The organism is Paraburkholderia humisilvae, assembly GCF_902859855.1.
In the GTDB taxonomy this organism is placed as follows: Bacteria; Pseudomonadota; Gammaproteobacteria; order Burkholderiales; family Burkholderiaceae; genus Paraburkholderia; species Paraburkholderia humisilvae.
Genome location: NZ_CADIKH010000012.1, coordinates 138364 through 164960, shown reverse-complemented (window position 1 = coordinate 164960; position 26597 = coordinate 138364). Strand labels below are relative to the sequence as shown.

The 26597-nt window shown below is 63.1% G+C and carries 23 protein-coding genes; 9 read left to right on the top strand and 14 right to left on the bottom strand.

Features of this window, described 5'->3' with window-relative positions; translation table 11 throughout:
- Positions 1–312 precede the first annotated feature (312 nt).
- The 6 genes from HV796_RS15015 (at position 313) to HV796_RS14990 (ending at position 5433) form a co-directional block, all read left to right on the top strand.
- Positions 313–1269, top strand: coding sequence for a 4-hydroxyproline epimerase (locus tag HV796_RS15015; RefSeq protein ID WP_217477919.1), 957 nt, complete (start codon positions 313–315; stop codon positions 1267–1269).
- Between the two features lie 97 nt (positions 1270–1366).
- Positions 1367–2509, top strand: coding sequence for an NAD(P)/FAD-dependent oxidoreductase (locus HV796_RS15010; RefSeq protein WP_175227291.1), 1143 nt, complete (start codon positions 1367–1369; stop codon positions 2507–2509).
- Positions 2502–2771, top strand: a complete 270-nt coding sequence (locus tag HV796_RS15005) for a 2Fe-2S iron-sulfur cluster-binding protein (protein WP_175227290.1) — start codon at positions 2502–2504, stop codon at positions 2769–2771. The genes HV796_RS15010 and HV796_RS15005 overlap by 8 nt, the downstream gene beginning before the upstream one ends.
- Before the next feature lie 6 nt (positions 2772–2777).
- Positions 2778–4091, top strand: coding sequence for an FAD-dependent oxidoreductase (locus HV796_RS15000; RefSeq protein WP_175227289.1), 1314 nt, complete (start codon positions 2778–2780; stop codon positions 4089–4091).
- A gap of 174 nt (positions 4092–4265) precedes the next feature.
- A complete protein-coding gene (locus HV796_RS14995; protein WP_377692655.1) occupies positions 4266–5078 on the top strand; it encodes an AraC family transcriptional regulator in 813 nt (270 codons plus the stop codon).
- Between the two features lie 19 nt (positions 5079–5097).
- A complete protein-coding gene (locus HV796_RS14990; protein WP_175227288.1) occupies positions 5098–5433 on the top strand; it encodes a hypothetical protein in 336 nt (111 codons plus the stop codon).
- A 14-nt stretch (positions 5434–5447) separates the two neighbouring features.
- Here HV796_RS14990 and HV796_RS14985 read toward each other — a convergent pair whose 3' ends face one another.
- The 3 genes from HV796_RS14985 to HV796_RS14975 all read right to left on the bottom strand — a co-directional run bounded on the left by HV796_RS14985 (position 5448) and on the right by HV796_RS14975 (position 7726).
- Positions 5448–5720: a hypothetical protein gene (locus tag HV796_RS14985; RefSeq protein WP_175227287.1), complete on the bottom strand. Its 273-nt coding sequence runs from the start codon at positions 5718–5720 to the stop codon at positions 5448–5450.
- A gap of 160 nt (positions 5721–5880) precedes the next feature.
- Positions 5881–6225 (bottom strand): hypothetical protein, encoded by a 345-nt coding sequence (locus tag HV796_RS14980; RefSeq protein WP_175227286.1) that lies wholly within the window; start codon positions 6223–6225, stop codon positions 5881–5883.
- A 223-nt stretch (positions 6226–6448) separates the two neighbouring features.
- Positions 6449–7726, bottom strand: coding sequence for an NAD(P)/FAD-dependent oxidoreductase (locus HV796_RS14975; protein WP_175227285.1), 1278 nt, complete (start codon positions 7724–7726; stop codon positions 6449–6451).
- 286 nt (positions 7727–8012) lie between these two features.
- Between HV796_RS14975 and HV796_RS14970 the strand changes: the two genes are divergently transcribed.
- Complete coding sequence (locus HV796_RS14970; protein ID WP_175227284.1) at positions 8013–11102, top strand: transglycosylase domain-containing protein; 3090 nt, start codon at positions 8013–8015, stop codon at positions 11100–11102.
- Between the two features lie 37 nt (positions 11103–11139).
- On the opposite strand, the gene HV796_RS14965 is transcribed toward HV796_RS14970, so the two are convergent.
- The 8 genes from HV796_RS14965 to HV796_RS14930 form a co-directional block, all read right to left on the bottom strand.
- On the bottom strand, positions 11140–12363 hold the full coding sequence (locus HV796_RS14965) for an ROK family transcriptional regulator (RefSeq protein WP_175227335.1): 1224 nt from the start codon (positions 12361–12363) through the stop codon (positions 11140–11142).
- 54 nt (positions 12364–12417) lie between these two features.
- Positions 12418–13218, bottom strand: a complete 801-nt coding sequence (locus HV796_RS14960) for an ATP-binding cassette domain-containing protein (RefSeq protein ID WP_175227283.1) — start codon at positions 13216–13218, stop codon at positions 12418–12420.
- A 92-nt stretch (positions 13219–13310) separates the two neighbouring features.
- Positions 13311–14309 carry an ABC transporter permease gene (locus HV796_RS14955; protein WP_175227282.1) on the bottom strand — a complete coding sequence of 333 codons (999 nt, stop codon included), beginning with the start codon at positions 14307–14309 and terminating at the stop codon, positions 13311–13313.
- 129 nt (positions 14310–14438) lie between these two features.
- On the bottom strand, positions 14439–15443 hold the full coding sequence (locus HV796_RS14950) for a sugar ABC transporter substrate-binding protein (protein ID WP_175227281.1): 1005 nt from the start codon (positions 15441–15443) through the stop codon (positions 14439–14441).
- 435 nt (positions 15444–15878) lie between these two features.
- The gene (locus HV796_RS14945; protein WP_175227280.1) at positions 15879–16820 is read right to left on the bottom strand and encodes an ABC transporter substrate-binding protein; all 942 of its coding nucleotides are present in this window, start codon (positions 16818–16820) and stop codon (positions 15879–15881) included.
- Between the two features lie 102 nt (positions 16821–16922).
- The gene (locus HV796_RS14940; RefSeq protein WP_175227279.1) at positions 16923–17948 is read right to left on the bottom strand and encodes an ABC transporter permease; all 1026 of its coding nucleotides are present in this window, start codon (positions 17946–17948) and stop codon (positions 16923–16925) included.
- A 19-nt stretch (positions 17949–17967) separates the two neighbouring features.
- Positions 17968–19479: a sugar ABC transporter ATP-binding protein gene (locus tag HV796_RS14935; protein WP_175227278.1), complete on the bottom strand. Its 1512-nt coding sequence runs from the start codon at positions 19477–19479 to the stop codon at positions 17968–17970.
- A gap of 201 nt (positions 19480–19680) precedes the next feature.
- A complete protein-coding gene (locus tag HV796_RS14930; RefSeq protein WP_175227277.1) occupies positions 19681–20442 on the bottom strand; it encodes a GntR family transcriptional regulator in 762 nt (253 codons plus the stop codon).
- Between the two features lie 112 nt (positions 20443–20554).
- Between HV796_RS14930 and HV796_RS14925 the strand changes: the two genes are divergently transcribed.
- Complete coding sequence (locus HV796_RS14925; protein ID WP_175227276.1) at positions 20555–21853, top strand: L-fuconate dehydratase; 1299 nt, start codon at positions 20555–20557, stop codon at positions 21851–21853.
- Between the two features lie 96 nt (positions 21854–21949).
- Here HV796_RS14925 and HV796_RS14920 read toward each other — a convergent pair whose 3' ends face one another.
- Entirely contained in the window at positions 21950–22921 is a 972-nt protein-coding gene (locus HV796_RS14920; protein WP_175227275.1) for a LysR family transcriptional regulator, read from the bottom strand.
- A gap of 148 nt (positions 22922–23069) precedes the next feature.
- On the opposite strand from HV796_RS14920, the gene HV796_RS14915 reads away from it, so the two are divergent.
- Entirely contained in the window at positions 23070–23585 is a 516-nt protein-coding gene (locus HV796_RS14915; RefSeq protein ID WP_175227274.1) for a hypothetical protein, read from the top strand.
- A 228-nt stretch (positions 23586–23813) separates the two neighbouring features.
- On the opposite strand, the gene HV796_RS14910 is transcribed toward HV796_RS14915, so the two are convergent.
- Both HV796_RS14910 and HV796_RS14905 read right to left on the bottom strand, forming a co-directional pair.
- Complete coding sequence (locus HV796_RS14910) at positions 23814–25061, bottom strand: metal-dependent hydrolase family protein (RefSeq protein ID WP_175227273.1); 1248 nt, start codon at positions 25059–25061, stop codon at positions 23814–23816.
- Between the two features lie 68 nt (positions 25062–25129).
- The gene (locus HV796_RS14905; protein ID WP_175227272.1) at positions 25130–26506 is read right to left on the bottom strand and encodes an MFS transporter; all 1377 of its coding nucleotides are present in this window, start codon (positions 26504–26506) and stop codon (positions 25130–25132) included.
- Positions 26507–26597: the final 91 nt, after the last annotated feature.

Below are 26597 nucleotides of genomic sequence, written 5' to 3'. Positions count from 1 at the left end.
TCGCGCGTGTCGCATGACGATTTCGGCATAGTCATGAGCACTTGCATAGGCGTCCTGATCCCCTTCGAAATGGACTTTTCGGGGAATTGGGGTTGTCACCAGGTGCGCCAACGAGCGGCGTAGCGGCAAAGCGATCGTCGAGACTTGCGGACCTCGGCGACGCTCTCGGCATACTTGTTCAGACTCGATCCGCAATGGCTGCCGCGCGCGTTTGCTACCATTGCGCACAGTAGCAGTCGTTATGCTGAAATCGTCATAATCGGCGCGCAGCGGCGTCAAGACTCGCGCGTGCCGCATTCCTAACATGTCGCCATGAAAACCCTGAACGTTATCGATTCGCACACCGGCGGCGAGCCCACGCGGCTCGTCGTGTCCGGCGGTCCCGACCTCGGCAGCGGCACGCTCGCCGAGCGTCTTGATGTTTTTCGCACCTGCTTCGATAGCTGGCGGGCCGGCATCGTGACCGAGCCGCGCGGCTCGGACGTCGTCGTCGGTGCGCTGCTGTGCGAGCCGGATGATCCGGAATGCGCGGCAGGCGTAATCTTTTTCAACAATGTCGGTTATCTCGGCATGTGCGGGCACGGGACGATCGGACTGGTCGTGTCGCTCGCGCATATTGGACGCGTCGGCCCGGGTCAGCACAAGATCGCGACGCCGGTCGGCATCGTCGAAGCGACGCTGAACCACGATCTGAGCGTATCGGTGCGCAACGTGCCGTCGTACCGCTATCGGAAGGACGTGAACGTGGACGTGCCGGGTTACGGCACCTTCACCGGCGATATTGCGTGGGGCGGCAACTGGTTTTTCCTCGTCGCGAATCATCAGCGCGTGCTGGAGCCCGCGCATATCGCTGAACTGACCGCCTTCACGTCGGCGATGCGCGATGCGCTGGACGCGTCGGGCATCACGGGGGCGGCCGGCGGCTATATCGACCACATCGAGCTGTTCGGACCCGGCTCGCGCGAGGGCATCGACAGCCGCAGCTTCGTGCTATGCCCCGGCAATGCCTATGACCGCTCGCCGTGCGGCACCGGGACGAGCGCGAAGGTTGCGTGCCTCGCGGCAGACGGCAAGCTCGCGCCGGGCGCGGTGTGGCGCCAGGAAAGCATCATCGGCAGCGTATTCGACGCGAGCTATGTGCCGGCGGACGCCGTCGACGGGATGGTGGCGATCGTGCCGACTATTACCGGTCACGCGCACATCATGGCGGAAAGCCGCTTGTGCTTCGACGCAAGCGACCCGTTCGCGTGGGGCATTCCGGCGCGATGACGTTAGCGATCAGCAGACGGGCGGTGGCTGCATCATCCGTTGCGCGCGCAACCGTAAGGCGCAGGAAGGGCGAGGCAGCAGGAACGCGAGGCAGTCGATGAAAGCGGATGCACTGATTGTCGGCGCAGGCATCGTGGGCGCGGCCTGCGCGGCGGAACTGGCCGCGCGCGGCTTGCATGTCACGGTGCTGGATGCGCACGGCATCGGTGGCGGCGCAACCGCGGCGGGCATGGGGCATATCGTCGTGATGCACGAGTCGGCGGCGGAGTTCGCGCTGACCCGCTACTCGCGTGATTTATGGCTGGAGCTGGCACCGCGGCTGCGCGCACGCGATGCGTTTTCACGCTGCGGCACGCTGTGGGTTGCGGAGGATGACGCAGAATGGCAAGCCGCGCGCGCGATGCACGACGCGTTCGCGGCGCAAGGCGTGGACGCGCAACTGCTCGACTCGAGCGCGCTGCGTGCGTGCGAACCGGCGTTGGCGCACGGCATGGCGGGCGGCTTGCTGATCGAGCAGGACAGCATTGTCTATGCGCCGGCGGTCACGCAGTGGCTGCTGAAGGAATCGCCGGCCGCTGCGCGAATCGAGCTGCGGCTTGGCGCGCGGGCGGTGTCGGCCGAGGCGCGGTCCGTCATGCTGGCGGACGGCGAACGTATCGAGGCCGCCCATGTGGTTGTCGCAAACGGCATCGACGCGACCGACCTGGTGCGGTCGTTGCCGCTGCAACCGAAGAAAGGCCATCTGCTGATCACCGATCGCTATCCCGGCCTCATCCGGCATGAACTGCTGGAACTGGGCTACATCAAGAGCGCGCATCATGCGACGGGCACCTCCGTCGCGTTCAATGCGCAGCCGCGCCCGACCGGACAGTTGCTGATCGGCTCGTCGCGGCAATTCGACACAACGGACCCTGCGGTCGATATGCCGGTGCTCGCGCAGATGCTGCGCCGGGCGGCGCGCTATCTGCCCGCATTACCCGATCTGAACGGCCTACGTGCGTGGACCGGCTTTCGCGCCGCGACACCGGACGGCTTGCCGTTGATCGGTCGTGCCGACCCTTGCGGCGCAGATAGCCTTGCGGACAGCGTCTGGCTGGCGGTTGGCCACGAAGGGCTGGGCGTGACGACATCGCTTGGCACTGCGCAATTGCTCGCCGCGCAGATCACCGGCGGCAGCGCTGCTATTCCTGTCGAACCGTACCTGCCCGCGCGCTTTGCGCTCGGAGTTTGTCATGCATGACACCAGGGAAGTTCGCGTGCGAGTCATCATCGACGGGCACGCGCTCGATGTTCCCGCGGGTTCGACCGTGGCGGCCGCGCTCGCGGCCAATGCGGGCATTGCAGGCACGCGCACATCGGTAAGCGGCGCGCCGCGCACCGCGCTGTGCGGAATGGGCGTGTGCCAGGAATGCCGCGTGACAATCGACGCGGTCGCGCACACGCTTGCATGCCAGACGCTGTGCCGCGATGGGCAGGTAATCGAAACGACCGGGCCGCGCTGAGGCGATATGAACCAACAACAGTATGACGTGGTCGTCGTAGGCGCCGGCCCCGCAGGTCTCAGCGCCGCGCGCGCGGCCGCGCGGCAGGGCGCGCGCGTCGCGGTGCTCGACGACAACCCGCGCGCGGGCGGCCAGGTGTGGCGCAACGGCCCCGCGCATCCGCCGGCGCGGGCGTTGACCGAGCGTCTTGCCGCATTGCGCGCCGCCCGTCACGTTTCACTGCTGTCCGCCGCGCGTGTCGTCGCGCCGCTCGATGAGCGCCGTTTTCTCGTTGAATCAGCCGGGAGCGGCGCACTCGAACTCGGCTACGACCGCTTGATTCTCGCGACCGGCGCACGCGAGCGGCTGCTGCCATTTGACGGCTGGACCTTGCCCGGTGTGACCGGTGCCGGTGGTCTGCAGGCGCTGATCAAAGGCGGTGTGCCGGTGCGCGGTGAGCGGATCGTGATCGCGGGCAGCGGCCCGCTGCTGATTGCGTCGCTCGCGACCGCACGGCAAGCGGGCGCGCAGGTGATCGCCGTCGTCGAGCAGGCGCCATGGACGGCTGTTGCGCGCTTCGGCATCGGGCTGGCTGCGACGCCGTCGAAGCTATGGCAGGCCGCGCAGCTGACGCGCGGCTTGGCCGGGCTGCGCTACTGGACCGGCAGCGTCGTGCGCGAGGCGCTCGGCGATGGCTGTGTCGAGCAGGTCAGAATTCGCCGCGGTCGCAGCCACGATGCCGCATGCGACGTCGTACTCGATTGCGATCGTATCGCGTGCGGTTACGGGCTCGTGCCGAACGTGACGCTCGGCGAAGCGCTTGGCTGTGCGATCCGCCGCGATCCCGCGGCGGGCAGCACGCTGATCGTCGACGACGCGCAGCGCACATCGCTCGATCATGTTTTTGCCGCGGGCGAGTGTACGGGCATTGGCGGCATGGAGCTGGCAATCGTGGCCGGGGAGATCGCCGGCCTGAACGCGGCTGGCGCGACACGTGAAGCGAGACCGCTGCAAGCGCGCCGTGATCGCTGGCAGCGCTTCGCGCGACGCGTCGAGACCGCATTCGCGCTTGGCGAAGCAGCACGCGCGTTGCCATCCGACCATACCGTGCTGTGTCGTTGTGAGGATGTCACCTGTGCGGACGTGCGCGAGCACACGAACTGGCGCGACGCGAAACTGCAGACGCGCTGCGGGATGGGGCCTTGCCAAGGGCGTATCTGCGCAACCGCGGCCGAGGTGTATTTCGGCTGGAACACGGCGCAGGCGCGTCCTCCGATCGGCCCCGCGCGCATCGCGACCCTGCTCGAAGCCGCGCCGCAGCCGGTGCCGGCCGGCGAGTAAGCGCCACGACGCACCGCAAGCTGCGTGGCAGCGTCCTAACGCTGCATCTCAGGCGCGCCCCGAATTTTTTGCGGCGCTGAGCGGCCCTATAATCGTCCGCACACGATCGGGCGTAGTCCGGTCGGATGACAATCACGACAATCGCGCCGCACCCGCGATCACGGAACCCGCCGAATGGACACGCTGGCTCAACCGCTGGAAACGACCGAAGGAAAGCCCCGCGGGACGCCGGGCGCAGGCGCTTCAACGCTGGCTGCGATGCTTGCGCATTTCGCGTTGCTCGAGCCGGTTTTCGACGCGATGCCGGACATCGTGTTTTTCGTGAAGGATGCCGACGCGCGCTATGCGCTGGTCAACCGCACGCTGGTGTCGCGCTGTGGCTACAAGGAAAAGGAAGCGCTGCTCGGCAAGACCGCTGAAGACGTGTTTCCGCGCCGCTTCGGCCGGATTTATACCGCGCAGGACCAGGCCGTCATTCATGTCGGCAACCAGATGGTCGATCAGCTCGAACTGCATCTCTATCCCGGCCGCCAGCCCGGCTGGTGTCTAACCTGCAAGCAGCCGCTGCGCGACGCGTCGGGGCAGATCGTTGGGCTCGCGGGCACGTCGCGCGACCTGAAGGCCGACGAGAGCAGTCATCCCGCGTACACGCGTCTTGCGGCGGTCGTCCAGTACATCCAGCAAAACTACGTGCAGCCGCTGAATCTGAAGCAGCTTGCGGCGATGGCCGACATGTCGGTCGCGCAACTCGAACGTTATTTCCACAAGGTGTTTCATTTGACGCCGCGCCAGGTGCTGCTGAAAACGCGCCTCGATGCGGCGACCGCGCTGCTCGTATCGCACGACAAGGTCACCGATGTCGCCGCGCTGTGCGGCTATACCGATCACAGCGCGTTTACGCGGCAGTTCAAGGCGACCGTCGGCGTTACACCGACCGAATACCGGATGCTGCTACTGGGCAATAGCCGCCCGCGCGCGGCGGCATGACGCGTATCGCTCGTCGCAGATGAAGAAACACGGCGCCGCGCATCACTACTATGTTTACGTCGTTGCCCTCGACGACACCGTGTGGAACGAAGCGCGCTTCAGGCGCGCGAACCCTGACTATCGCTTCGACAGACCGTGCGTGTATGTGGGAATGACGGGACTCGACCCGGACCTGCGCTTCGACCGGCACAAGGCGGACATTCAGGCGAATCGCTACGTGCGTGACTACGGTTTGCGGCTCATGCCGGAACTGTATGACTTTTACAACCCGATGCCGTACGACGGCGCGCGCGATATGGAAGTGGAACTGGCCATCGGGCTACGCGAAGCGGGCTATGCGGTGTGGCAAGCGTGATGAAAGAAATGCCGCTACTTGACGCCGAGGCCGCGCAAAATCGCATTGCCTTCTTCGGTTAGACGAAAACGCGGTGCGCCGGCCTCCGACGCAATGCTCTCGACGAGCCCGGCTTCCTTCAGCATCGGAATTTCCGGTTTCGCGTAGGCGTCGACAGGGGCATGCAGCAACAACAGCAGTGTCGCGAGTTCATGGTGGCTGAGCAGGCGGCGCAGCATCGTAGGCCGCTTCGCGGCCGCCGGGGTCTGCTGGATGTCGCGTTCGTTTTTGCTTTCATTGTTGTGCATCGGGCACCTCGTACGGGTCGCGGTTCGACTCAGGTTTGCCGATCATGGGGAGCCAAACTTAAACGATACTTAAGAGGTACACGTGTGCGACGATGTCGCACGTTCGCGTACGGGCGGTTGCGTTCGCATCGCGAATAGTTGCGATCCGCTTACGCGTTTATCACGGCGCGCAAGTCTTGCTGGCCGCTTCGATCCACATGTTCGACAGGTGTCGCTTGCCTGCGTAGTAGCGGTAGGTGGTGCCGCCATTGTCGGCGCGTACCTTGACGATATTCGAGTCGCCGAAATCGAGCATCGTGCCTTGTGGAATCGGCGACGTGGTGAAGTGTGTGTCGTGCTTCCCAGCTTCCTGTTCGAGACATTGAACGACGTCCGCGACCGGGCGTTGGGTCATCGTGTCGTTTTCCGGGTCACCCGCGTCGGGGTTGCTCTGAAACTGTGCGCATGCGCTGAGCGCTAACACGATCAGGACGGTGCATTGCGATGCGTTGAACGGATTCCTCATGACTCTCCTTGAAATTTGAATCATTTGTGACGGTGCCTGCAGCGGCGACACAAACTGCAATTATATCGGCGCAAGGGGCGTGCCCAGCCCGGATGCCGCGCAGCCGGGCAAATGACGATGTTTTCGCGGTGCTGAAGAGCCGCGAAAGAGCCACATGAAATCGTGATGTTTGTCGTGGTAGTCGAACATCAACGCAATCCGCTCGCGGGCAACGCGTGGTCGTTCAGCGTCCGGTACGCCGCCGTGCGGCAAACGCATCGCGCGTTTGCATCGTGGCATAGGTCAGTTGCGCGGCCGCGAGGCCGAACGCACCGAACGTGTGCGTCAGCCCGAACTTCGCGAACGCGTCCGGCACCGGCCGCTCGCCTGACAGGGCTGCCGCGAGCAGTTCGCCGCACACGGTGGTCGGCGCCATGCCGTGACCACCGAAGCCGACCGCGTACCAGATGCCATCCGCGCTCCGGCCGATCTGCGGCATCTTGTGCCGCGCATAGCTCATCAACCCGCCCCATGCGTAGTCGATCCGCACGTCATCCAGTTGCGGATAGACTTTGAGCAGATCCCGGCGCAATAGCCGGGCGATCACCTGCGGTGCGCGTTCGACGATCGAGATGCGGCCGCCCCACAGGATGCGCGTATCGGGCAGCGGCCGGTAATAGTCGAACGCAAAGCGCGTGTCATAGACCGCCGATGCGCAATCGATCGCGTCTTTCAGCCGCTCGCCGAGCGGCTCGGTCGCCATCACGTAGGTGGCGATCGGCAGTACTGCGCGTTCGACGCGCCGGTATACATTGCGCGCATAGCCGCCACCCGCCATCACGACGTGTTGCGCATCGATGGTCCCGTCCGCGGTGTCGACCGCAAAACCGCCGCGCTGCGCGCGCAGTGCGCGCACCGGCGAGTGCTCATGAATGCGCGTGCCCGCGTCGGCCGCCGCGGCTGCCACGCCGACTACATACCTCAAAGGATGAAAGTGGAATGCGTTGCGCTCCAGAAGGCCACCGTGGTAACGCGCGGTTTTGAGCCGCGCAGCAAGTTCGTGCGCACCAAGCGGCTCCCAGTCGACACCGAACGATTCCTTCATCAAGCGGCGCTGCGCATCGAGCCGCGCCGGTTCGTCGAACCAGTTCGCGAGAATCACACCAGCATCGGTTGCATCGCAATCGATGCGATAACGCCGGATGCGGTTGCGCATCAGATCGACAGCATCGGTGGTCAGCGCGTATAGCTCCCGCGCGCGGGTCGGCCCGAGAATTTTCAGGAGTTCCGCGCAGTCGAGGCTATAGCCGCCGAACACAAAACCGCCATTGCGGCCCGATGCGCCGAATCCGACCTGTTCCGCTTCCAGCACGACGACCTCGCGCACGCCGCGCTCCGCCAGCCCGAGCGCGGTCGACAGGCCGGCCAGTCCACCGCCGACGATGCACACGTGAGCGCTGTGCCGGCCCGTCAAACGCGGATACTCGAACCGCTTGACGGTCGCCTCGTAGAAGCTCTGCATGGGGTATCCCGCTTGAAGTGGGCGGCTATGGTACTGAAAATTCCGCCGTGCTCATATCGGGCTTTCCACAGGGTATGTGCGCGCCTTCCGCCTGGCTGGCACGCGCGCGCCACGCCGGAAACGCCCGCGCGGCGTGGCGTTGCGGCAAGCGACACGGCACAAGTGTTGCGTGGCGTACTCAGTGCCGGCGCCACTTTGCGTCTCGGTGCCTCGCAATTTGCGGTTACGCGCTAGACTGATATGAGTCGCATTTTTTGTGGTCCGGCATCTGCAAGGAGACGCCACCATGAATCGGCCGCTGCTTCGCGTTCCGCCGTTGCGCACCACCGGCACCACGTCCTCCTGGAAGTGGCTGAAGTGGGGAATCTTTTTCGCGTTCCTGGTGGCGGTCGCAGCCGGCGTGCGAGTTGTGCAGATCGAAATGGATACGTCGCAGCTGCAGGCGCGCTATCTATCCGAGCTGACCAGCGAAATCGGCTTTACCGTTGCCACCGGGCCGAGCGATAACATCCGTTTTCCGAAAGACGGACCTTACGATATCCGGCTCGGATACACGCTGCTGCCATCAATAGAACGGCGCCTGCGGGAGCGCGGTTTTACGATCGCGTCGCAGGCGCGCGATTCGGATCGCATGCTTTCTCTTGCCGACGACGGCCTTTTCATCCCCTACGAAGAGAAAGACCAGGCGGGCTTGCGCCTGTATGACGCGACCGGCGACGCACTATTCGGCGACGCTTATCCAAAGCGGATTTACCGTAACTTCGATGCGATTCCGCCGCTTATCGTCGATTCGCTGCTGTTTATCGAAGACCGTCATCTGCTTGACAAGGACCAGCCGAACCGCAATCCCGCGATCGACTGGGGACGATTCGGCCGCGCGCTGGCCGACCAGGGCGCGCGCATTTTCAACCATAGCCAGCCGCAGCCCGGCGGCAGTACGCTCGCGACGCAAATCGAAAAGTTCCGCCACTCGCCGGGCGGACGCACCGCGACGCCGCAGGAAAAGCTGCGGCAGGTCGCATCGGCATCGGTGCGCGCGTACCTGGACGGGCCGCGCACGATGGAGGTGCGTCAGCAGATCGTCGTGCGTTATCTGAATTCGGTGCCGCTCGCCGCACAGCCGGGAATCGGCGAAGTCAACGGGATCGGTGATGGCCTCGCCGCGTGGTATGGCCGCGATTTCGACGCCGTGAACCGTATCCTGAAGGCGCCGCAGACCCCGGAGAATCTGGCTGCGCAAGGCCTTGCATTCCGTCAGGTGCTGTCACTGATGATCGCGCAGCGCGGTCCGTCGCACTTCCTGCTGCGGCGAAACGCCGACCTCGCGTCGTTGACCGACAGCTACCTGCGGCTGCTTGCGAGCGGCGGTGCGATCTCGATGTCGCTGCGCGACGCGGCGCTGGCCGCACCGGTCGAACTGCATCGCTCGGCGCTGCCGCCGGCGACCGAGTCGTTCGTGTCGCGCAAGGCAGTGACGTCACTGCGTTCGCATCTGATGAGCGCGTTGGGCGTAAGCAATCTGTACGATCTCGACCGCCTCGACCTGACCGCCACCGCGACGCTCGACAACGAAGTGCAGCAGGCGGTCAGCGACCGGCTCGCCGCGGCGTCGACGAAGGACGGCGCGCGGGCCGCGGGGCTATACGGCAAGGACATGCTGCGTCCTCAGGACGATCCGTCGAAAATTTCGTTCAGCTTCACGCTGTTCGAAAAGCACGACGGCCAGAATCTGATGCGCGTGCAAACCGATAGTGTGAATCAGCCGTTCGACATCAACCAGGGCGCGCGCTTGAATCTCGGTTCGACCGCGAAATTGCGCACGATCATCACGTATCTGCAGATCGTCGAGGAACTGCACGGCCGCTACGCCGAGATGAGCCCGGAAGAGTTGCGCGCCGTGAAGCCGGACCCGTCCGACGCGCTGACGCGCTGGGCAGTCGATTACCTGTCCCATACGAAGGACCCTTCGCTCGATGCGATGCTCGATGCGGCGGTCGAGCGCAAGTATTCAGCGAGTGCCGGCGAGATGTTCTATACGGGCGGCGGCGGGCAGGTGTTCAGCAACTTCGAATCGAGCGATAACTCGCGCATTCTGACCGTGCACCGTGCGTTCCAGCATTCGGTGAATCTGGTGTTCGTGCGGATGATGCGCGATATCGTCCACTACGAAATGATCCAGACGTCGGGCCTGCCGTCGCAATGGCTCGATGATCCGGTGGCGCGCAACACGTTTTTGACGCGTTTCGCGGACCAGGAAAGCCGTGTGTACATGACGCGCTTCTACACGAAGTATCACGGCAAGACGCCGGACGAAGCGCTCGCCGCATTGCTGCGCACGGTGCACAAATCGCCGCCCCGGGTCGCGACCGTGCTGCGCAGTGCCGCGCCGGACGGGTCGCAGGAATGGTTCAATGCGCAGATGCGCGCGGCCCTGAAGGGTACGCCTGCCGCGACCATTCTCGACGATGAAGATCTCGCGAAGCTCTATACGAAGTACGCGATCGACAAGTTCAACCTGAACGACCGCGGCTATATTTCGAAAGTGCATCCGCTCGAGCTGTGGACGGTCAACTATCTGCGCACGCATCAGGACGTCAGTCTGAACGACGTGCAGGAAGCGAGCCGCGATGCGCGCATCGATGCCTACAAGTGGCTCTTCAAGACGCGCTATCACGCGACCCAGGACCGCCGTATCAAACGGATGATCGAACAGCGCGCGTATGAGGAAATCGGCAAGTCGTGGCGCGCGCTCGGTTATCCGTTCGCGAAGCTGACGCCGTCTTACGGCGCGGCGATCGGCGCATCGGGTGACCGGCCGGCCGCGCTCGCGGAACTGATCGGCATCGTCTCGAACGGCGGCAATCAGGCGCCGACGCACAGCATCACCGACCTCGAATTCGCGAAGGGGACGCCGTATGAAACGCGCTTTACGCGTGCGGCGGCGCAGCCCAACCAGGTCGTGTCGCCGGATATCGCGCGTGTCGTGCAATCGTTGCTGCACGATGTGGTCGCGGGCGGCACCGCGGCGCGTCTTTCGCAGGGCCTGACGTTCCCGAACGGTGAAACGCTGCAGGTGATCGGCAAGACCGGCACCGGCGATCAGCGCTTTAACGTGTACGCGAAAGGCGGGCGGCTGATCGAGTCGCGCAAGGTCAACCGCACCGGCACCTTCGTGTTCGTGATCGGCGACCGGTACTTCGGGACCTTGACGGCCCTCGTGCATGAGCCGTATGCGGCGCGTTTCGACTTTACGAGCGCGCTCGCGGTGCAGTTGCTGAAGTCGATGGCGCCGGCGCTGCAGCCGTTGCTGGACACACCGCCCGAGCGCGCGGCGAAGCGCGTCGCGGCGGCGAGCGGCGAACCGCAGGCGCGATAGAGAAGAGAAATTCGACTGGGTGACGTCCGGGATGACGTCAATATTCCGCTTCGACAGCGGGCTTCAAAAACAGCTCATGCATCGGCGCGAAGTGCGCATAGAGCGGCAGAATCGCGCCGCCCATCGCACGTGCGTCCGCACCGATCGTCCCTTCGAGCAATTGCGGGCGAACGATGCCCTCCCATTCAAAACGGTCAAGCACGCGCTCGATGCGACGGATCATTTCGCGCACAAGCTGACGGTCGAGTTCACCGTCGATGACCACCGCCTCCAGATCGAGCAGCGCCGCCGCGTTGGTCAGCGCGTTTGCGATTGCCGGACACGCCGTGTCCAGCCATTGCTCGGTCAGCCGCCACAGGTCGGCGGACAACGCTCGATGATCGTGCGCAGCGGCGGGCGGCGCACTCGCGTCGGCAAATAGCTGCTCGAGCACAAAGCCGGATGCCGCATGCAGCAACTGCCGCGCCGGGTCGCGCGCGCGGCCCGCCAGCGGAATGGAGCCGACCGCGCCCGCATTGTCGTGTGGGCCGCCATGCAGCCGCCCGTCGATCACGAGGCCGCCGCCGATAAACGTGCCGACAAACAGATACAGAAAGTTGTGAATGCCGCGCCCTTGGCCCATCACGAGCTCGGCCGCGCAGGCGGCGGTCGTGTCTTTCGCGAATTCGACCGGCAAGCCGGTCATCGATGCGATCCGCGCGCGGATGTCGATGTCGTTCCATGCATCGAGCGCGTCGCGCGGCGCGCCGAGAAATTCGCGCCAGCCGCCTAGCCACAATGGCGCGGCGACACCCACGCCGACCACATTGCGCTTCCTCGCCGCGCCCAATGCGTCGTTTACGCGCGCCAGCTTGTTTTCCAGAGCGGGAAATAGCGTACGTGGATCCGGATACGCGTAGTCGAGCACTTCGCGGCAGCAGACGCGGCCGACGAAATCCATCGCAAGCAGGTCGAGGCTGCGCCGTCCGACCTTCACGCCGATCGTATACGCGCCTTCGGGCCGCAACGCGATGGGCACCGACGGCTGGCCGATGCGCCCGCGCACGCGCGCCTGCTTGACGAGCAGGCCGTCGTCGATCAACCGGTCGACGATCATCGAAACGGTTTGCATCGACAGGCGCGTGAGCCGGCCGACGTCAGCCTTCGGCAACGGACCATGCAAGCGGATGGCCTGCAGCACGATGCGTTCGTTGAACTGCCGCATGCCGACCTGGTTCGAGCCGACCGTGCGTTTCAATGGCGAGCGGGCGCTGGTATCCATGGTCGTCGGCTTACGCGGGTCGGTCGCTGACATACCTGATATCCATGATGGTGGTCATGCGATCGCTTTCACATCCGCTTCTTTCGCGCCGGTCATGATTGCGACCGCCTCGGACATATGAATGTCCTCGCGCTTGACGAGTGCCGCACGCCGGCCGAGGCGTTGGATATGGATGCGGTCCGCGATCTCGAACACGTGCGGCATGTTGTGGCTGATCAGGATCACCGGCAGGCCGCGGTCGCGCACGCGGCGGATCAATTCGAGCACCATGTTGCCTTCCTTCACGCCAAGCGCGGCGGTCGGCTCGTCGAGAATCACGACGTGGCGCGCAAACGCCGCGCTGCGTGCCACCGCCACCCCTTGACGCTGGCCGCCTGACAACGTTTCGACGGCCTGACGCATCGAGCGGATGCCGATCTGCAAGTCCTTCATATGCGCGGTCGCCTCGTCGAGCATGCGGCGTTTGTCGATCATCTTGAACAGTGACCCGCGCCAGCCAGGCTTGAGCAGTTCGCGCGCAAGGAACAGGTTTTCGGCGATGCTCATCGCCGGCGCGACGGCGAGGTCCTGGTAGACCGTTTCGATACCCTGTTGGCGTGCATCGAGCGGACTGCGGAATTTGACCGGCTTGCCGTCGAGGAGGATTTCGCCTTCGTCGGGCACCGTGGCGCCGGATAGCGCCTTGATCAGCGACGATTTTCCGGCGCCGTTGTCGCCGATCACAGCCATGATCTCGCCGGGCATCACTTCGAAGTCGCAGCCGTCGAGCGCGGTGACGTGGCCGTAGCGTTTGATGACGCCGCGCGCTTCGAGTACAGGCGTGACGGTGGAGGAGGTAACGGATGTCGTCGACATGACAGGCTCCATGCTTGAATGCAGTGCGAAGAATGAAGTTGCGTGAACAACGGGGCAAACGCAACGACATGGACGAAGCAGGTGCGCGGCGTTTAGCGTGCGCCGCGCCGCGACAGCTTGTCGGCGGCCACCGCGAGGATCACGAGAATGCCGGTGATTAGCACCTGGTACACGGACGACACGCCAATCAGCGTCAACCCATTGCGAAACACGCCGACAATCAACGCGCCGAGCAGCGTGCCCGCGATCGACCCGCGTCCGCCAAAGAGGCTCGTGCCGCCAAGCACGACCGCGGTGATGCTGTCGAGGTTTTCGGTTTGCCCGGCCTGCGGATCGCCGACACCGGTGCGCGATACCGAGAGCAGCGCGGCGATACCGTAGATCGCGCCGGCGAGTGTATAGACGGTAAGCAGAATTTTCTGTGACGAAAGGCCCATCAAACGCGCCGCTTCCGCGTTATTGCCGAGCGCATACAGATGCCGGCCAGGCACCGTATCGCGCAGCACAAACCATGTCACGAGATACATCAACAGCGTCAGCACCGTGCCGTACGTCACTTCAGCGGGCCCAAGCTTGAACGTGCTGCCAAAGAACATGATCGCGTCGGGCAGGTTCGATACACTTTCTGCGTTCGAGTAGATTTGCGTGAGCGCAAACGCGATATTTAGCGTACCCAGCGTGACGATAAACGACGGAAGCTTGATGCGGGTAATCAACGCACCGTTGAGGAGACCAAACAGCGTACTCGCGCCGATTCCGCAGAGAATCGCGAGGATCGGCGGTATGCCGAGCACGACTGCGAATTTGGTCATCACAATTGAGCCGAACGCCATCACCATCCCGCACGACAGATCGATGCCGCCGGTCAGTACGATCAGCGTCTGGCCGATCGCGATCACCGCGACCACCATCGTTTGTTGCAGAATCAACGATAGATTTTGCGCGGACAGAAAGCGGTCGCTCTGCGAAATAAAGAACGCACATGCAAGTACCAGCGCGATCAGCGGGCCGGCCTCGGCAAGCGAGGGCAGGCGCTCCGTGAATCGACGATGCGGGTCGTGCGCGTGAGCGGTCGGGGTAGGAGTCGACATGGTGTGTTTCCTCGATGCGATGATGCAAAGCCTGATGCGTCCGACGTTCCGCCTGTATGCGGTCGCGCGTCGACGCGGCGATACCGCCGGCGCTACGCACGGCCGCGCAGCGCCGGTTGTTGCGTGGCGCTACTTGTTGCCCCAGCAGTTCTCAAGGCCGAACGCTGTGTCCTTGCTGTCGACGCCGGGCTGCACCTTGTCGGTGATCAGCGTGACGCCCGTGTCGTGATAGCCGGTCGGTTTCTTGCCGGTTTTCGCGTACTCGACGCCGGCGTTCACACCGAGCTCGGCCATCTTCAGCGGGTACTGCTGCGAGGTCGCCGCGATCGCGCCGGCTTTCACGTTGCGCACCCCTTCGCAGCCACCGTCGATCGATACGATCATCACGCTTTTGTCCTTGCCCGCTGCCTTGAGCGCGCGATAAGCGCCGGCCGCGGCAGGTTCGTTGATCGTATAGACGACGTTGATGTCAGGCGCTTTTTGCAGGCAGTTTTCCATCGCCGTTTGTCCCTTCGCCTGATCGCCTCGCGTGTCCTGGCTACAGACGATCGACGCGTCGCCTTCCTTAATGCCAAAACCCTTCAGAAAACCGTTGTGTCGCAAGACGCCGACCGATACGCCCGGTGCAAGGTCGAGCGTCGCGATCCTGGCGGGCTTGCCGGCGAGCGCCGCTTTTGCGTATTCGCCGATCAGCACGCCCGCCTTGAAGTTGTCGGTGGCGAAGAGTGCGTCAGTCGCGTCTTGCGGCTCGGTGGGCGTATCGAGCGCGATCACGATGGCACCGGCGGCACGTGCTTTCCGGATGCTCGGCACGATGGCCTTCGTGTCGCTTGGCGTGATCAGAATGGCCTTGGCACCGGCCGTTAACATGTTTTCGATCGCGGTCACCTGGCTTGCGTTGTCGCCGTCGAACTTGCCCGCGGCCGTGATCAGCTTCGCGCCGTCTTTCTGTGCGGCGGCGTCGGCGCCCTGACGCATCTTCACGAAGAACGGGTTCGTGTCGGTTTTCGTGATCAGGCCGATCACGGGTTGGTCCGCGGCCTGGCTCGTGCCGATGCATAACACGGCCGATGCCGCCGCACACACCGCAACGATTCGCTTCGCGGCACAAGGCACGCTCGATTTCAGGTTCATGGAAACGCTCCTCCGGATAATTGACAACGACGTTATGGACTGCAGTCGATTCGATCGGGTTGGGCGCGGTGGACCGGCCTCCTTCTGATTGTTCGCGGCTACGCTCGCGTGCGGGACTAAATCAATTTGTTTTATTTAGTACAGCAGCGAGGTTGGTTGGTGTCAAGGAACGAGCGTTTTGCCGCGTCGCGTGAAGCGCGCTACAGGTATGCGATGAAACCAAGGCGGGTAAAGGAGTAGAGGCGGTGATGCGACGCGGCGTCAGCGCGTGCGGGTTCGGGTAAATCAGGATGGCAGATCAGTATGAGGCGTAATGTTCAGATGATTGAAGCCCGGCATGGGTCATTCCGCAGTCACTTACTCCCACACCGGGAAAAAAAGAGGAAGCACCACAACCCCAGCGCTTCCTCTCTCATCGCGTGTTACCGACATCGTTTAATCGTAGAGCACGGCGGCAATCCGCGGATCGCTCATGTTGGTCTTGTCGTACCAGTAAAACCCTGTGTCGACTTTCTTCGGCAGCTTCTCGCCCTTTAACGCCTTCACTGCGGAGTCGACCACGCATTTGCCGATGCCGACGGGATTTTGCGTAATCGCGCCCGCCATCAGGCCTGACATGATGTCCTCCTTTTGTTCCTTGCCGGAGTCGAAGCCGATCAGCACCAGCTTTTTGCCCGATTCCCTGACGCCGATCGCCGCGCCTTCCGCCGAGCCTTCATTGGCGCCAAAAATGCCCTTGATGTTCGGGTTGGCCTGGATCATCGTCTTGGCGATTTCCGCCGACTTCAGGTGGTCGCCGCCGCCGTATTGCACCGAAACGATTTTGATGTTCGGATGCTTGGACTTCATCTGATTGAGAAATCCGTCACGGCGGTCGATACCCGTGCGGCTTGTCTGGTCGTGCACGATCACGCCGACTTCACCGGAATTGCCAATCATCTCCGCCATCTTGTCGGCGGCGAGCGCGGCGGCGGCAAGATTATCCGTCGCGCAGGTCGTCAGCGGAATGTCGCTGTCGACGCCCGAGTCGAACGCAATGACCGGTATCTTGCTGGCCTGCGCGCGCTTGAGCAATGGAATGGCCGCCTTGCTGTCGAGCGCGGCAATGCCGAGCGCCTGGGGGTTCTTCGCGAGCGCCGCCGACAGCATGTCGATCTGCTTGTCGACCATCGCTTCCGTTTCCGGACCCTCGAAGGTGATGCGGACGTTATGCTCCTTCGCTGACTGCTCCGCGCCCGATTTCACGGCCTGCCAGAACTGGTGCTGGAAGCCCTTCGAGATGAGCGGAATATAGGGTTCATCGGCATACGTCAAACCCGTCGCCCCGACGAGCGCGCCGACACCGACCGCGATACTGATTAGTCTTCTTTTCAACATGGGTTTCTCCTCCTAACGTGGGCCACCGACCTCCAGCCGTTGGGGGAGTCTTGCGGGACTCCCCATTCTTTCCTTCTTTGATGCTTCCTCCTTGCTGCTGTCTCAGCTCTTCTTGCGCCGCAAGATGTCCGCATAGACGGCGAGAATGATGATGAGACCCGTCACCACGATCTGCCATTCCTGTGCGACCGACATGATGCGCAAGCCGTTGGTCAGCACGCTCATGATGAAAGCGCCGATGATGGTGCCGAGTATCGTGCCCGAGCCGCCGCTAAGCGATGTGCCGCCAATGACGACAGCCGCGATGGCTTCCAGTTCGTAGCCTTGGCCGAGCGCTGGTTGTGCTGAATTCAGGCGCGACGCGATCAACAGGCCCGCGATGCCGCAGATCGCCCCGCCGAGTCCATAAATTGCAATCTTCCACCGGTCGACATTCACGCCGGACAGACGCACGGCCTCTTCGTTGCTGCCAAGCGCGAACGTATAGCGACCGAGCGCTGTGCGGTTGAGCGTAATCGAACTCGCGATGGCGAGGAAAAACAGGATCAGAACGGCGTTCGGCACGGGCACGCTGGGCAGCAGATGACCAATCAGCGAATCCTGCGAGATCATGTAGAAGTTTTCGGTGTCGGTGAAATAGATCGGCTTGTCGGCCGACACGACGAGCGAAAGCCCCTTCAAAACCAGCATCATGCCGAGCGTCGCGATGAAGGGTGGGATTTTCATTTTTGCCGTCAGCGTGCCCGAAATGGTCCCGCACAGCGCACCCGTTGCGATCGCGGCGAGGACGCCCGTCCACATCGGCAGATGCAAATAAGTGAGAAACACGCCGCAAATCACGGCCGTGAAAGTCATCAGCGTGCCGACCGACAGATCGATGCCGCCCGTGATGATCACGAATGTGCTGGCGATGGCCAGCACGCCATTGACGGCGGTCGCCTGCAGGATGCCGAGGATGTTGTCCATCTGCATGAATGCGGGCGACGCGAAGCTGAAAAAGATCAACAGCAGGATCAGGCTCGTGAAGGCGAGCAGCTTTTGCAGCGCAGTGGGCGAGAAGAGCCGGGCTCGGAAGCCCGACGAACGTCTCTCGTTAGACAGCGCAGCAGTATCCGATTGCAGTGTCATTGATTCGACCTCTCGAGGCTCATACCGTTTTCAAGGATTCGCGCTGCGTCGCGAGATGCATGATGCGCTCCTGGGTCGCCTCGCTGGCGGAGAGTTCGCCAGTGATACGGCCTTCGCACATCACGACGATCCGGTCGCTCATGCTCAGGATTTCCGGCAGTTCCGACGAAATCATCACAATTGCCTTGCCCTGTTGGGCGAGCGCGCGCAACAGCTTGTAGATCTCGCTCTTGGCGCCCACATCGATGCCGCGCGTCGGCTCGTCGAAGAACAGCACATCGCAGTTCCGCTCCAACCACTTCGCAATGACGATCTTCTGCTGATTGCCGCCCGACAGCAGCCGCACCGGCTGCGTCGTCGACGGCGTGCGGATGGCGAGCAGACTGATGAAGTGCGACGCTGCCTTGCGTATTTGCGTGCGGCGCAGGAACAGCTTGAGCGACAGGAATTTGCCCAGGTTGGACATCACGATGTTCGATTCGACATCCATGCCTGTCGCGAGACCGAATCGCTTGCGGTCTTCGGACAGATAGCCGATGCTGCGGGCCACCGCGTCGCTCGGTTTTCTGATCGGCGCTTTCGCGCCTTTTACGAAGATGTCGCCGGATTCGACCGGATCGGCGCCGAACACGGCGCGCGCGACTTCGGTGCGGCCGGCGCCCATCAGGCCTGCAAAGCCTAAAATCTCGCCTTTGCGCAGCGTGAAGCTCACATCCCTGACCAGCGGACCGGCGTTCAGATGCTTCACTTCGAGCGCGATGTCTCCCTGGCGCGCCGGGCCCGGATAACGCGCGACATCGGCCAGGGTTCGGCCGACCATCATGCCGATGATCGCCTGCACGCTTGTGTCGGCAGTCGTGACGGTGGCCACATATTCGCCGTCGCGAAGTACGGTCACGCGATCGGAAATCTGCTTCAGTTCATCCATCTTGTGCGAGATGTAGATGATCCCGACGCCCCGGTCCTTCAACTTGCGAATGATGCGGAAGAGTTCGGCAATTTCGGCGTCGTTGAGGGCGGAGGTCGGCTCGTCCATGATGAGCACACGGGAGTCGAAGGACAATGCCTTGGCGATCTCGACCATCTGCTGGCTGGCGACGGTGAGTGTGCCGACCACGGTGCGGGGATCGAGATTCACATGCATGTGAGCGAGAATGTCACGCGCTTGCGCGTTGAGCCTGTCTTCGTCGAGGAACAGGCCCAGACGTCCACGCGGCTCACGGCCGATAAACATGTTCTGGGCGACGGTCAGATGATTCATCAGTTGCAGTTCCTGATGAATGATGCCGATACCCCTAGCCTGCGCTTCACGTGGACTCGTGAACGCCACGGGCTGGTTGTCATGGAGGATTTCGCCCGAATCCCGGGTGTACACGCCGGCGAGGATTTTCATCAGCGTCGACTTGCCAGCGCCGTTCTCGCCCATCAGCGCGTGCACCTCGCCCGCCATGAGTTCGAATTGCACTTCGTGAAGCGCCCTCACGCCGGGAAAGCTCTTGCTGAGCTTGCTAACGGAGATAAGCGGAGTCATGGCGTGGACTCCCCGGCAAACGCGCGAGCGGCACAGGCTTCATCGCACGAAGCCAGGCAAAGCAGCGTTGCGCGCTGCCGCCTGTTGCAGCCAGTGACGCAAAGAGAAGCCAGACGCATTGCCCGGACCCCTTGATCCCGTATGCGGCGATCATCTGATCGCTGCACGAAAGTGGTTGAAGTACTGGTATTGCCCGCAAGCCTAAGGTGCAAAAAGATCCGGTCTTTCTTTCGCGGACCGGTGCAACTCCGCGACCACCTGGTCGAGGTGGTCGTGCATCGCTTTTGCCGCCGCGTCGGCCTTGCCGGCGCGAATCGCGTCAAAAATGCGCTCGTGCTCGTCGAGCGTGTGCACGAGCCGCTTAGGACTCGCCAGCAACTGCCTCGCGCGGTCCAACGCGTTGCGCGATACCGCGACGATCTCCTTCACTCGAGGCAGGTTCACCGCATCGAGCAGAATTTCGTGAAACGCCAGATCGAGTAGATGAAACGCGATACGCTGACCGTTCCCGGCGACCTTGCGCTGCCGGTCGAGATTCTCGGCCAGTGCATCGATCGTGGCGCGGTCGTGCATCAGCGCGACACCGCGGACCGTTTCGACTTCGAGCGCGCTGCGAATGAACAGATGCTGGCGGATATCGTCGAGCGCGATCGGTTTGACGCGCGTGCCGCGCTGCGGCAACACCTCGACGAGGCCCGCGTGAGCGAGCCGCGCCAAGGCGGCGGAAACGGGAAAGCGCGATACGCCCATCCGTTCGCACACCGCCATCTTGTCGATCATCATTCCGGGTTCCAGCACCAGCGTCACGATCGCTTCTCTCAACGCCTGTTCAACCGCGTCGGTCAGGCTGCCGCGTTCGCCGCCTTTGACCTTTTGCAGTGCGACATACGGGTTGCTTGCGACAGTCGCTACATCGGATGAAGATTCCACGGCGCGCTTGATTTCCAGAAGACATGCTAGCATGCTAGGAACTGGATCGAGCGTTGTCAACGCGTGCAAATGCCTGGTCCGGATGTAGCGGTTCGTCTTCGCTAGCAGGCCAAAGCCGATAGCCATCCCGTTGGAGGGAGATCAGATGACCACAATCACGAAGCTGTCCGTGCGGGACATTCGCTTTCCGACCTCGCGTTCGCTCGACGGCTCCGACGCGATGAACGCCGCGCCGGATTACTCCGCCACTTACGTCACCCTCGAAACCGATTCGCCCCAGAAGCTCGTGGGGCACGGGCTCACGTTCACGATCGGGCGCGGCAATGAAATCTGCGTGACCGCGGCGAATGCGCTGATGCCGCTGATCGTAGGCAAGCAGCTCGAAGAGATCACCGCGAACATGGGCGCATTCTGGCGCGCGTTCACGTCCGACAGTCAGCTGCGCTGGATCGGGCCCGACAAGGGGGCGATTCATCTGGCGACGGCAGCCGTCGTCAACGCGGTGTGGGACCTGTGGGCGAAATCTGTCGGCAAGCCCGTCTGGAAACTGCTCGTCGACATGAGCCCGGAAGAGCTCGTACGCTGTCTGGACTTTCGCTACGTGACCGATGCGATCACCCCTCACGAAGCGCTCGCGATGCTGCACCGCCACGCGAAGACCAAACACGCACGTGAACAGGAGATGCTCGCGCAGGGTTATCCCGCGTACACGACATCGGCGGGCTGGCTCGGCTATGACGACGACAAGATTCGACGGCTCGCGCGCGAAGGGGTTGCGCAAGGGTGGACGCATTTCAAGCAGAAGGTGGGCGGTAATCTCGAAGAAGACGTGCGGCGAGCGCGCATCCTGCGCGAGGAGATCGGCGAAAACCTGAAGCTGATGATGGACGCAAACCAGGTGTGGGACGTCGACGAAGCGGTGGCGAACATGCGACGTCTCGCGGAGTTCGACCCGTGGTGGATCGAAGAGCCCACCAGTCCCGACGATATCCTCGGTCACGCGGCCATTCGCCGGCGGCTCGGCTCGATCGGTGTCGCGACAGGCGAGCACTGCCACAACCGCGTGATGTTCAAGCAACTGCTGCAGGCCCATGCGATCGACTTCTGCCAGGTCGACAGCTGCCGTCTCGGCGGGCTGAACGAAGTGATCGTCGTGCTACTGCTGGCCGCGAAGTTCGGTGTGCCCGTGTGTCCGCATGCGGGCGGTGTTGGGTTGTGCGAGTACGTGCAGCATATCTCGCTGTTCGACTATATCTGCGTATCCGCATCGCTGGAAAACCGCGTGCTCGAATATGTCGATCACCTGCATGAGCATTTCATCGATCCCGTTGTGATCCGCAACGGCCGCTACATGCCGCCGCAACGTCCGGGCTACAGCATCGAGATGCATGCCGAGTCGCTCGATCGGTATCGCTTTCCCGAGGGCCCGGCCTGGCGGTCCTGACGCAGATCACGGCGCTGCAAGCCGGGGTGCGGCTGCCCCCCGGCGCCCGATTCAATGCAATGCGAATTCGATAGCACGGCCTGCGCATGCAGGCCGTCACCGTCCTTTCCGCGACCCGGCACGCCGCGCGCCATCTTGTCCCCGGACCTTGCCATCGCCGGCCGGGCGGCTCTTCACATGATCGATAAACGCGCGCAGCTTCGGCATGATTTGCCGGCGGCTCGGATAGTAGAGAAACACCCCCGGCGTGAGCGGCGCGTACGCCTCTAGCACGTGTATCAGTTTTCTCGCTCGCAACCCTTCAGCGACCATCGGCTCAGGTAACTGGGCAATGCCTATGCCTTCTATCGCCGCGCCAAGCATGGTGGGAAAGTCAGAGGCGATGAGCGGGCCCGATACCGCAATCTCGAACGCGCGGCCTTTGTCGTTGAACGACCATAACGCGAGCGCGCCGCTGGATCGCCGCCATCGAAGGCATGCGTGTTGACGCAGATCGTCGGTGTGCGTGGGTCGGCTGCGCGCGGCGAAGTAAGCAGGGCTGCCAACGACGACGAGACGAAACGGTGGAGTCAACGGAACCGCAACCATGTCGGCCGCCACGTACTGGCCCAGCCGGATGCCTGCGTCGAATCCTTCCGCTGCAATGTCGATCAGTTCCTTGCTCGCGGCGATCTCCACCTCGACCTCGGGATAGGCCTTGCAGAAAGAGGCGATCAGAGGTTCCAGCAGAATCGGGACGATGGCGCGAGGCACTGAGAGCCGCAACAATCCGGCGGGTCGCTCGCTGAGTCCGCGCGCGACCTCGCTGGCGGCGACGAGCTCCTCGAAGGCGGGCTTGGCGCGCGACAGAAACCGCTCGCCGGCTTCGGTCAAGCCAACGCTACGCGTGGTGCGTATGAAGAGCACGGCGCCGATGCGCGTTTCAAGGACGCGCACTGCCTGACTGATGGCCGACGGCGTCACCCCAAGGTCCGCAGCCGCCTTGCGAAAACTTCGATGCCTGGCCACGCTCAGGAACGCCTCCACGCCATCGAGCGCGCCCTGCCTGACTGTGAAGTTCTGCTTCATGGATCGTCAACATTGTGATGAATAGTCGATCACGCGAAACGATGGTACATCTAACCCTGCAAATCAGGAGACTGGATCATCCGGCGGCGCACACGATGATCGGCTTCCGTTCCTTCAACGTTCCAGACAACACCTGCCAGGAGGCAACATGTCATCTGAACGTCTGTTCCAGTTGCATCTCGTTTTAGGGTATGTCGCGTGGCTGCTTTGCTTTCGCACCTACGTCTGGCCCAAGCTCAAGTCGATGGACGCTCTCGAAGCGCAACGTGCGATCGCCACGTTGCACAGTTTCCGCTTCTTCGGACTGGTTTTCATCCTGCCCGGCGTCGTCAGTCCGGACCTGCCTGCCAGTTTCGCCGGGTTCGCGGCCTATGGCGATCTCGCAACCGGACTGCTGGCGATGTTGGCGCTATTCACCGCGCGAATACGCTCGCTTTTTTGGCTGTTCGTCGTAGCCTTCAATCTTGTCGGAGCGATTGATCTGATCCTCGACTACTACCACGCTACCCAAGTCGATCTTCCTGCACGTGCGGGAGAGCTCGGCGCCATGTACGCGATTCCGATTATCTACGTGCCGCTGCTGATGATTACGCATGTTGCCGCTTTCTATCTGCTGCTGCGCCCTATCAGGCATTCATTTTGGCCGCGTCGGCTGGTATGTTAGGTATGCAGACGGAAATCCGGACCTTACAGATTACCCGGAGGCGGGCCCATAAGTCATCGCAGCGCATCCGGCGTCGAACCTGGGCAACGCCGCCTCAATGGTCCGCAGACGACAGGGCGCGATTACCGTCACCTTTCCGGGCCCGAGTATGAGCGGTGCGGCGACGACCCGAGTCTGTCCAATTCCGTTTCCCCACCGCACTTACCTGACCGTTCCGGTTGCTATCCGCTATCGCCCGAGTTCATCGAACTCGATCTTGCCGCCCTTCATCACAAGCGGAATACGCTCGCCCTGTCCGGTCAGGCAGGCGATATCCCGCAGCGGATTGCCGTCGACGACGATCATGTCGGCCCACGCGCCCGGCGCGATACAGCCGAGCTTTTCCGGTAGTCCGAGCACTTCCGCGCCGATCACCGTAGCGCTGCGAATCGCCGCAGCGGCGCCAAGCACGTCGGCGCGAATCAGAAACTCGTTGCTTTGCAGCCGCTGCGACGGGCCGAGCAGATCCGAACCGAAGCCCATCTTCACCCCGGCGTCGCGATAGATTTCGAGTGAACGCTTGCCGGCCTCGCGCACGTCCTCGATCTTTGCGACACTTTCCTCGGCCAGCCCGTATTGTGCCCCTTCAGTTGCCAGCGCGTCATAGGTGACGAGCGTCGGCACGACATAGGTCCCGGCTTCGGCCATCAATTGCGCGGTCGGCGCATCGATCAGATTGCCGTGCTCGATCGTGCGAACGCCACAGCGCACGACGCGCGCAATCGATTCGGCGGTATACGCGTGCGCCATCACATACGTGTGGCGTGCGCGCGCTTCGTCGACGATCGCGCGCACTTCATCCTCCGCGAAGCCGAACGCGCCGACCGGATCGGTGGGCGACGCGACGCCGCCGGACGCCATGATCTTCAGATGGTCCGCGCCCATCTGCAGTTCTTCGCGCGCGGCCTTGCGCACTTCGTCGATGCCATCGGCAACGCGCGACAGCGCGCCGACGCGCACGCAGCAGCCGCATGGCGCACTGGCGCCGATATAGTCCGAGCGGGCGCGCATGTCGCCGTGCCCGCCGGTCGGACTCAGCGCACGGCCCGCGACGAACATGCGCGGCCCGACTGCCAGCCCGCTTTCGATCGCCTGCTTGTGCGGCGCGTTCGCGCCGCCTGCGTCGCGCACCGTCGTGAAGCCGCGCCGCAGCATGCCGCGCATGATCGGCACCGAGCGCAACGTGACGAGCACATTCGGCATATGCACCTGCTGCGATAGATTCAATTGCACGGCCACGACATGCACATGCAGATCGATCAGGCCAGGCATCAGCGTCTTGCCCTTCAGGTCGATCACGCGCGCGGCCGCGCTTTGCAACGGACGATCGGCGACTTCCTTGACGAGACCGTCTTCGACCAGCACGTCGCGCGTTTCGAGCAATTCACCGCGCTGTGGGTCGAGCAGCGCGGCATTTTTGAACAGCGTACTTTCCACATCTTCCTCCTGATTCAAATCATCGCCGATTGAGGTACTGCGCGAGCGCACGCAGAGCGGCGAGGTTGCTATGCCGCTTCATGCGCCGCAATGTCTTCGAGTGAACGGCCGCGCGTCGGTATGCCCATCACCAGCACGGAAATCGCGCCGAGCAGCAGCACGACAGTCGTCGTGCCAAATACGCCGCCAAAGCCGAACTTCGGAAACAGGTAGCCGACCAGAATCGGCGATGCGATCGCGCCGATACGGCCGACCGCTGACGCGAGTCCGGTGCCGGTGGTGCGCACCGCGGTCGGAAAGACTTCGGCTGTGTACGCGTAGACGCCCGCATAGGTGCCGTTCATAAAGAACGACAGGCAGAAGCCGGACAGCATGATTTCACGGCCGGTCGTCGCGAATGCCATGCCGAGCGCGCATGCGCCGCCGAGCACCATATACGTCGCGATCGTCGCCTGTCGGCCGATGCGTTCGTTGAGCCACGACGCGCTGAAATAGCCGGGTATCTGCGCGAGGTAGATGCCGACCGAATAGCCGAAGCTCTGCGTGATGCTCATCCCACGCTGCACGAGCAGGCCGGGAATCCAGGTGAAAAACGCGTAGTAGCTGAATGTGATCGACAACCACATCAGCCATGTCATCGCGGTGATGCGGCTCCGGCGGCCGGCCCACAGCGCACGGAAATTCGCGAGTAGCGTACCGGTTGCGGATTGACGCGCATTGAGCGGCGTGGCGCTTGCGCTGACGGGCTCGGGCGCCGGCAATGCGATGCCTCGCGCGGCGAATTCAGTTTCGATTTTCGTCATCACGCGGTCCGCTTCCGTGGCATGGCCACGGCTTTCCAGCCAGCGCGGCGATTCGGGCAGCGCGCGGCGCCACCATAGCAGCATCACCACCGGCAACGCGGTGATGCACAGCACAATGCGCCAGCCTTGCGCAAAGGCGGGCACGATGAAATAGCCGAGCAAGGCCGCGCCAACGAAGCCGAACGAAAAGAAGCCGGCGAGCGAGCCGGTAAACAGCCCCCGATAGCGTCGCGCGACGAACTCCGCGAGATACGGCGCGATGATCGCGCTTTCGGCGCCGGTGCCGACACCCGCGACAATCCGTGACGCGAGAAAGGCCGGCCACGAATGTGTCATCGCGCTCACGACCGTCGCGGCGCTGTATAACAGCAGGGCCCACATCATCACTTTGCGACGGCCGATCAGGTCGCCGAGCGTGCCGGCCAACAGCGCGCCGAAGAAGTAGCCGATGAAATTGCCGCTGCCGAGCACACCGGTCTGGACGCTCGTCAGTGCCCAATCGTGACGCAGTACCGGCAGCACGAACGCAACGATGGCGGCATCCATCGCATCGAACGTGTAGCCGAGGCCGCCCATCAACAACAGGTGCTTGTGGAAACGCCCGAAGGGCAGGCGTTCGATGCGACCGGAAATCGTCGACACGGTTGGTCTCTCCCTCTGTCATGAACGGCGCTTGAAGCGGACGTCGCGCGTTTCTCTGCGCGCGTGAGGACTGCATGGCGTGATGCACTGC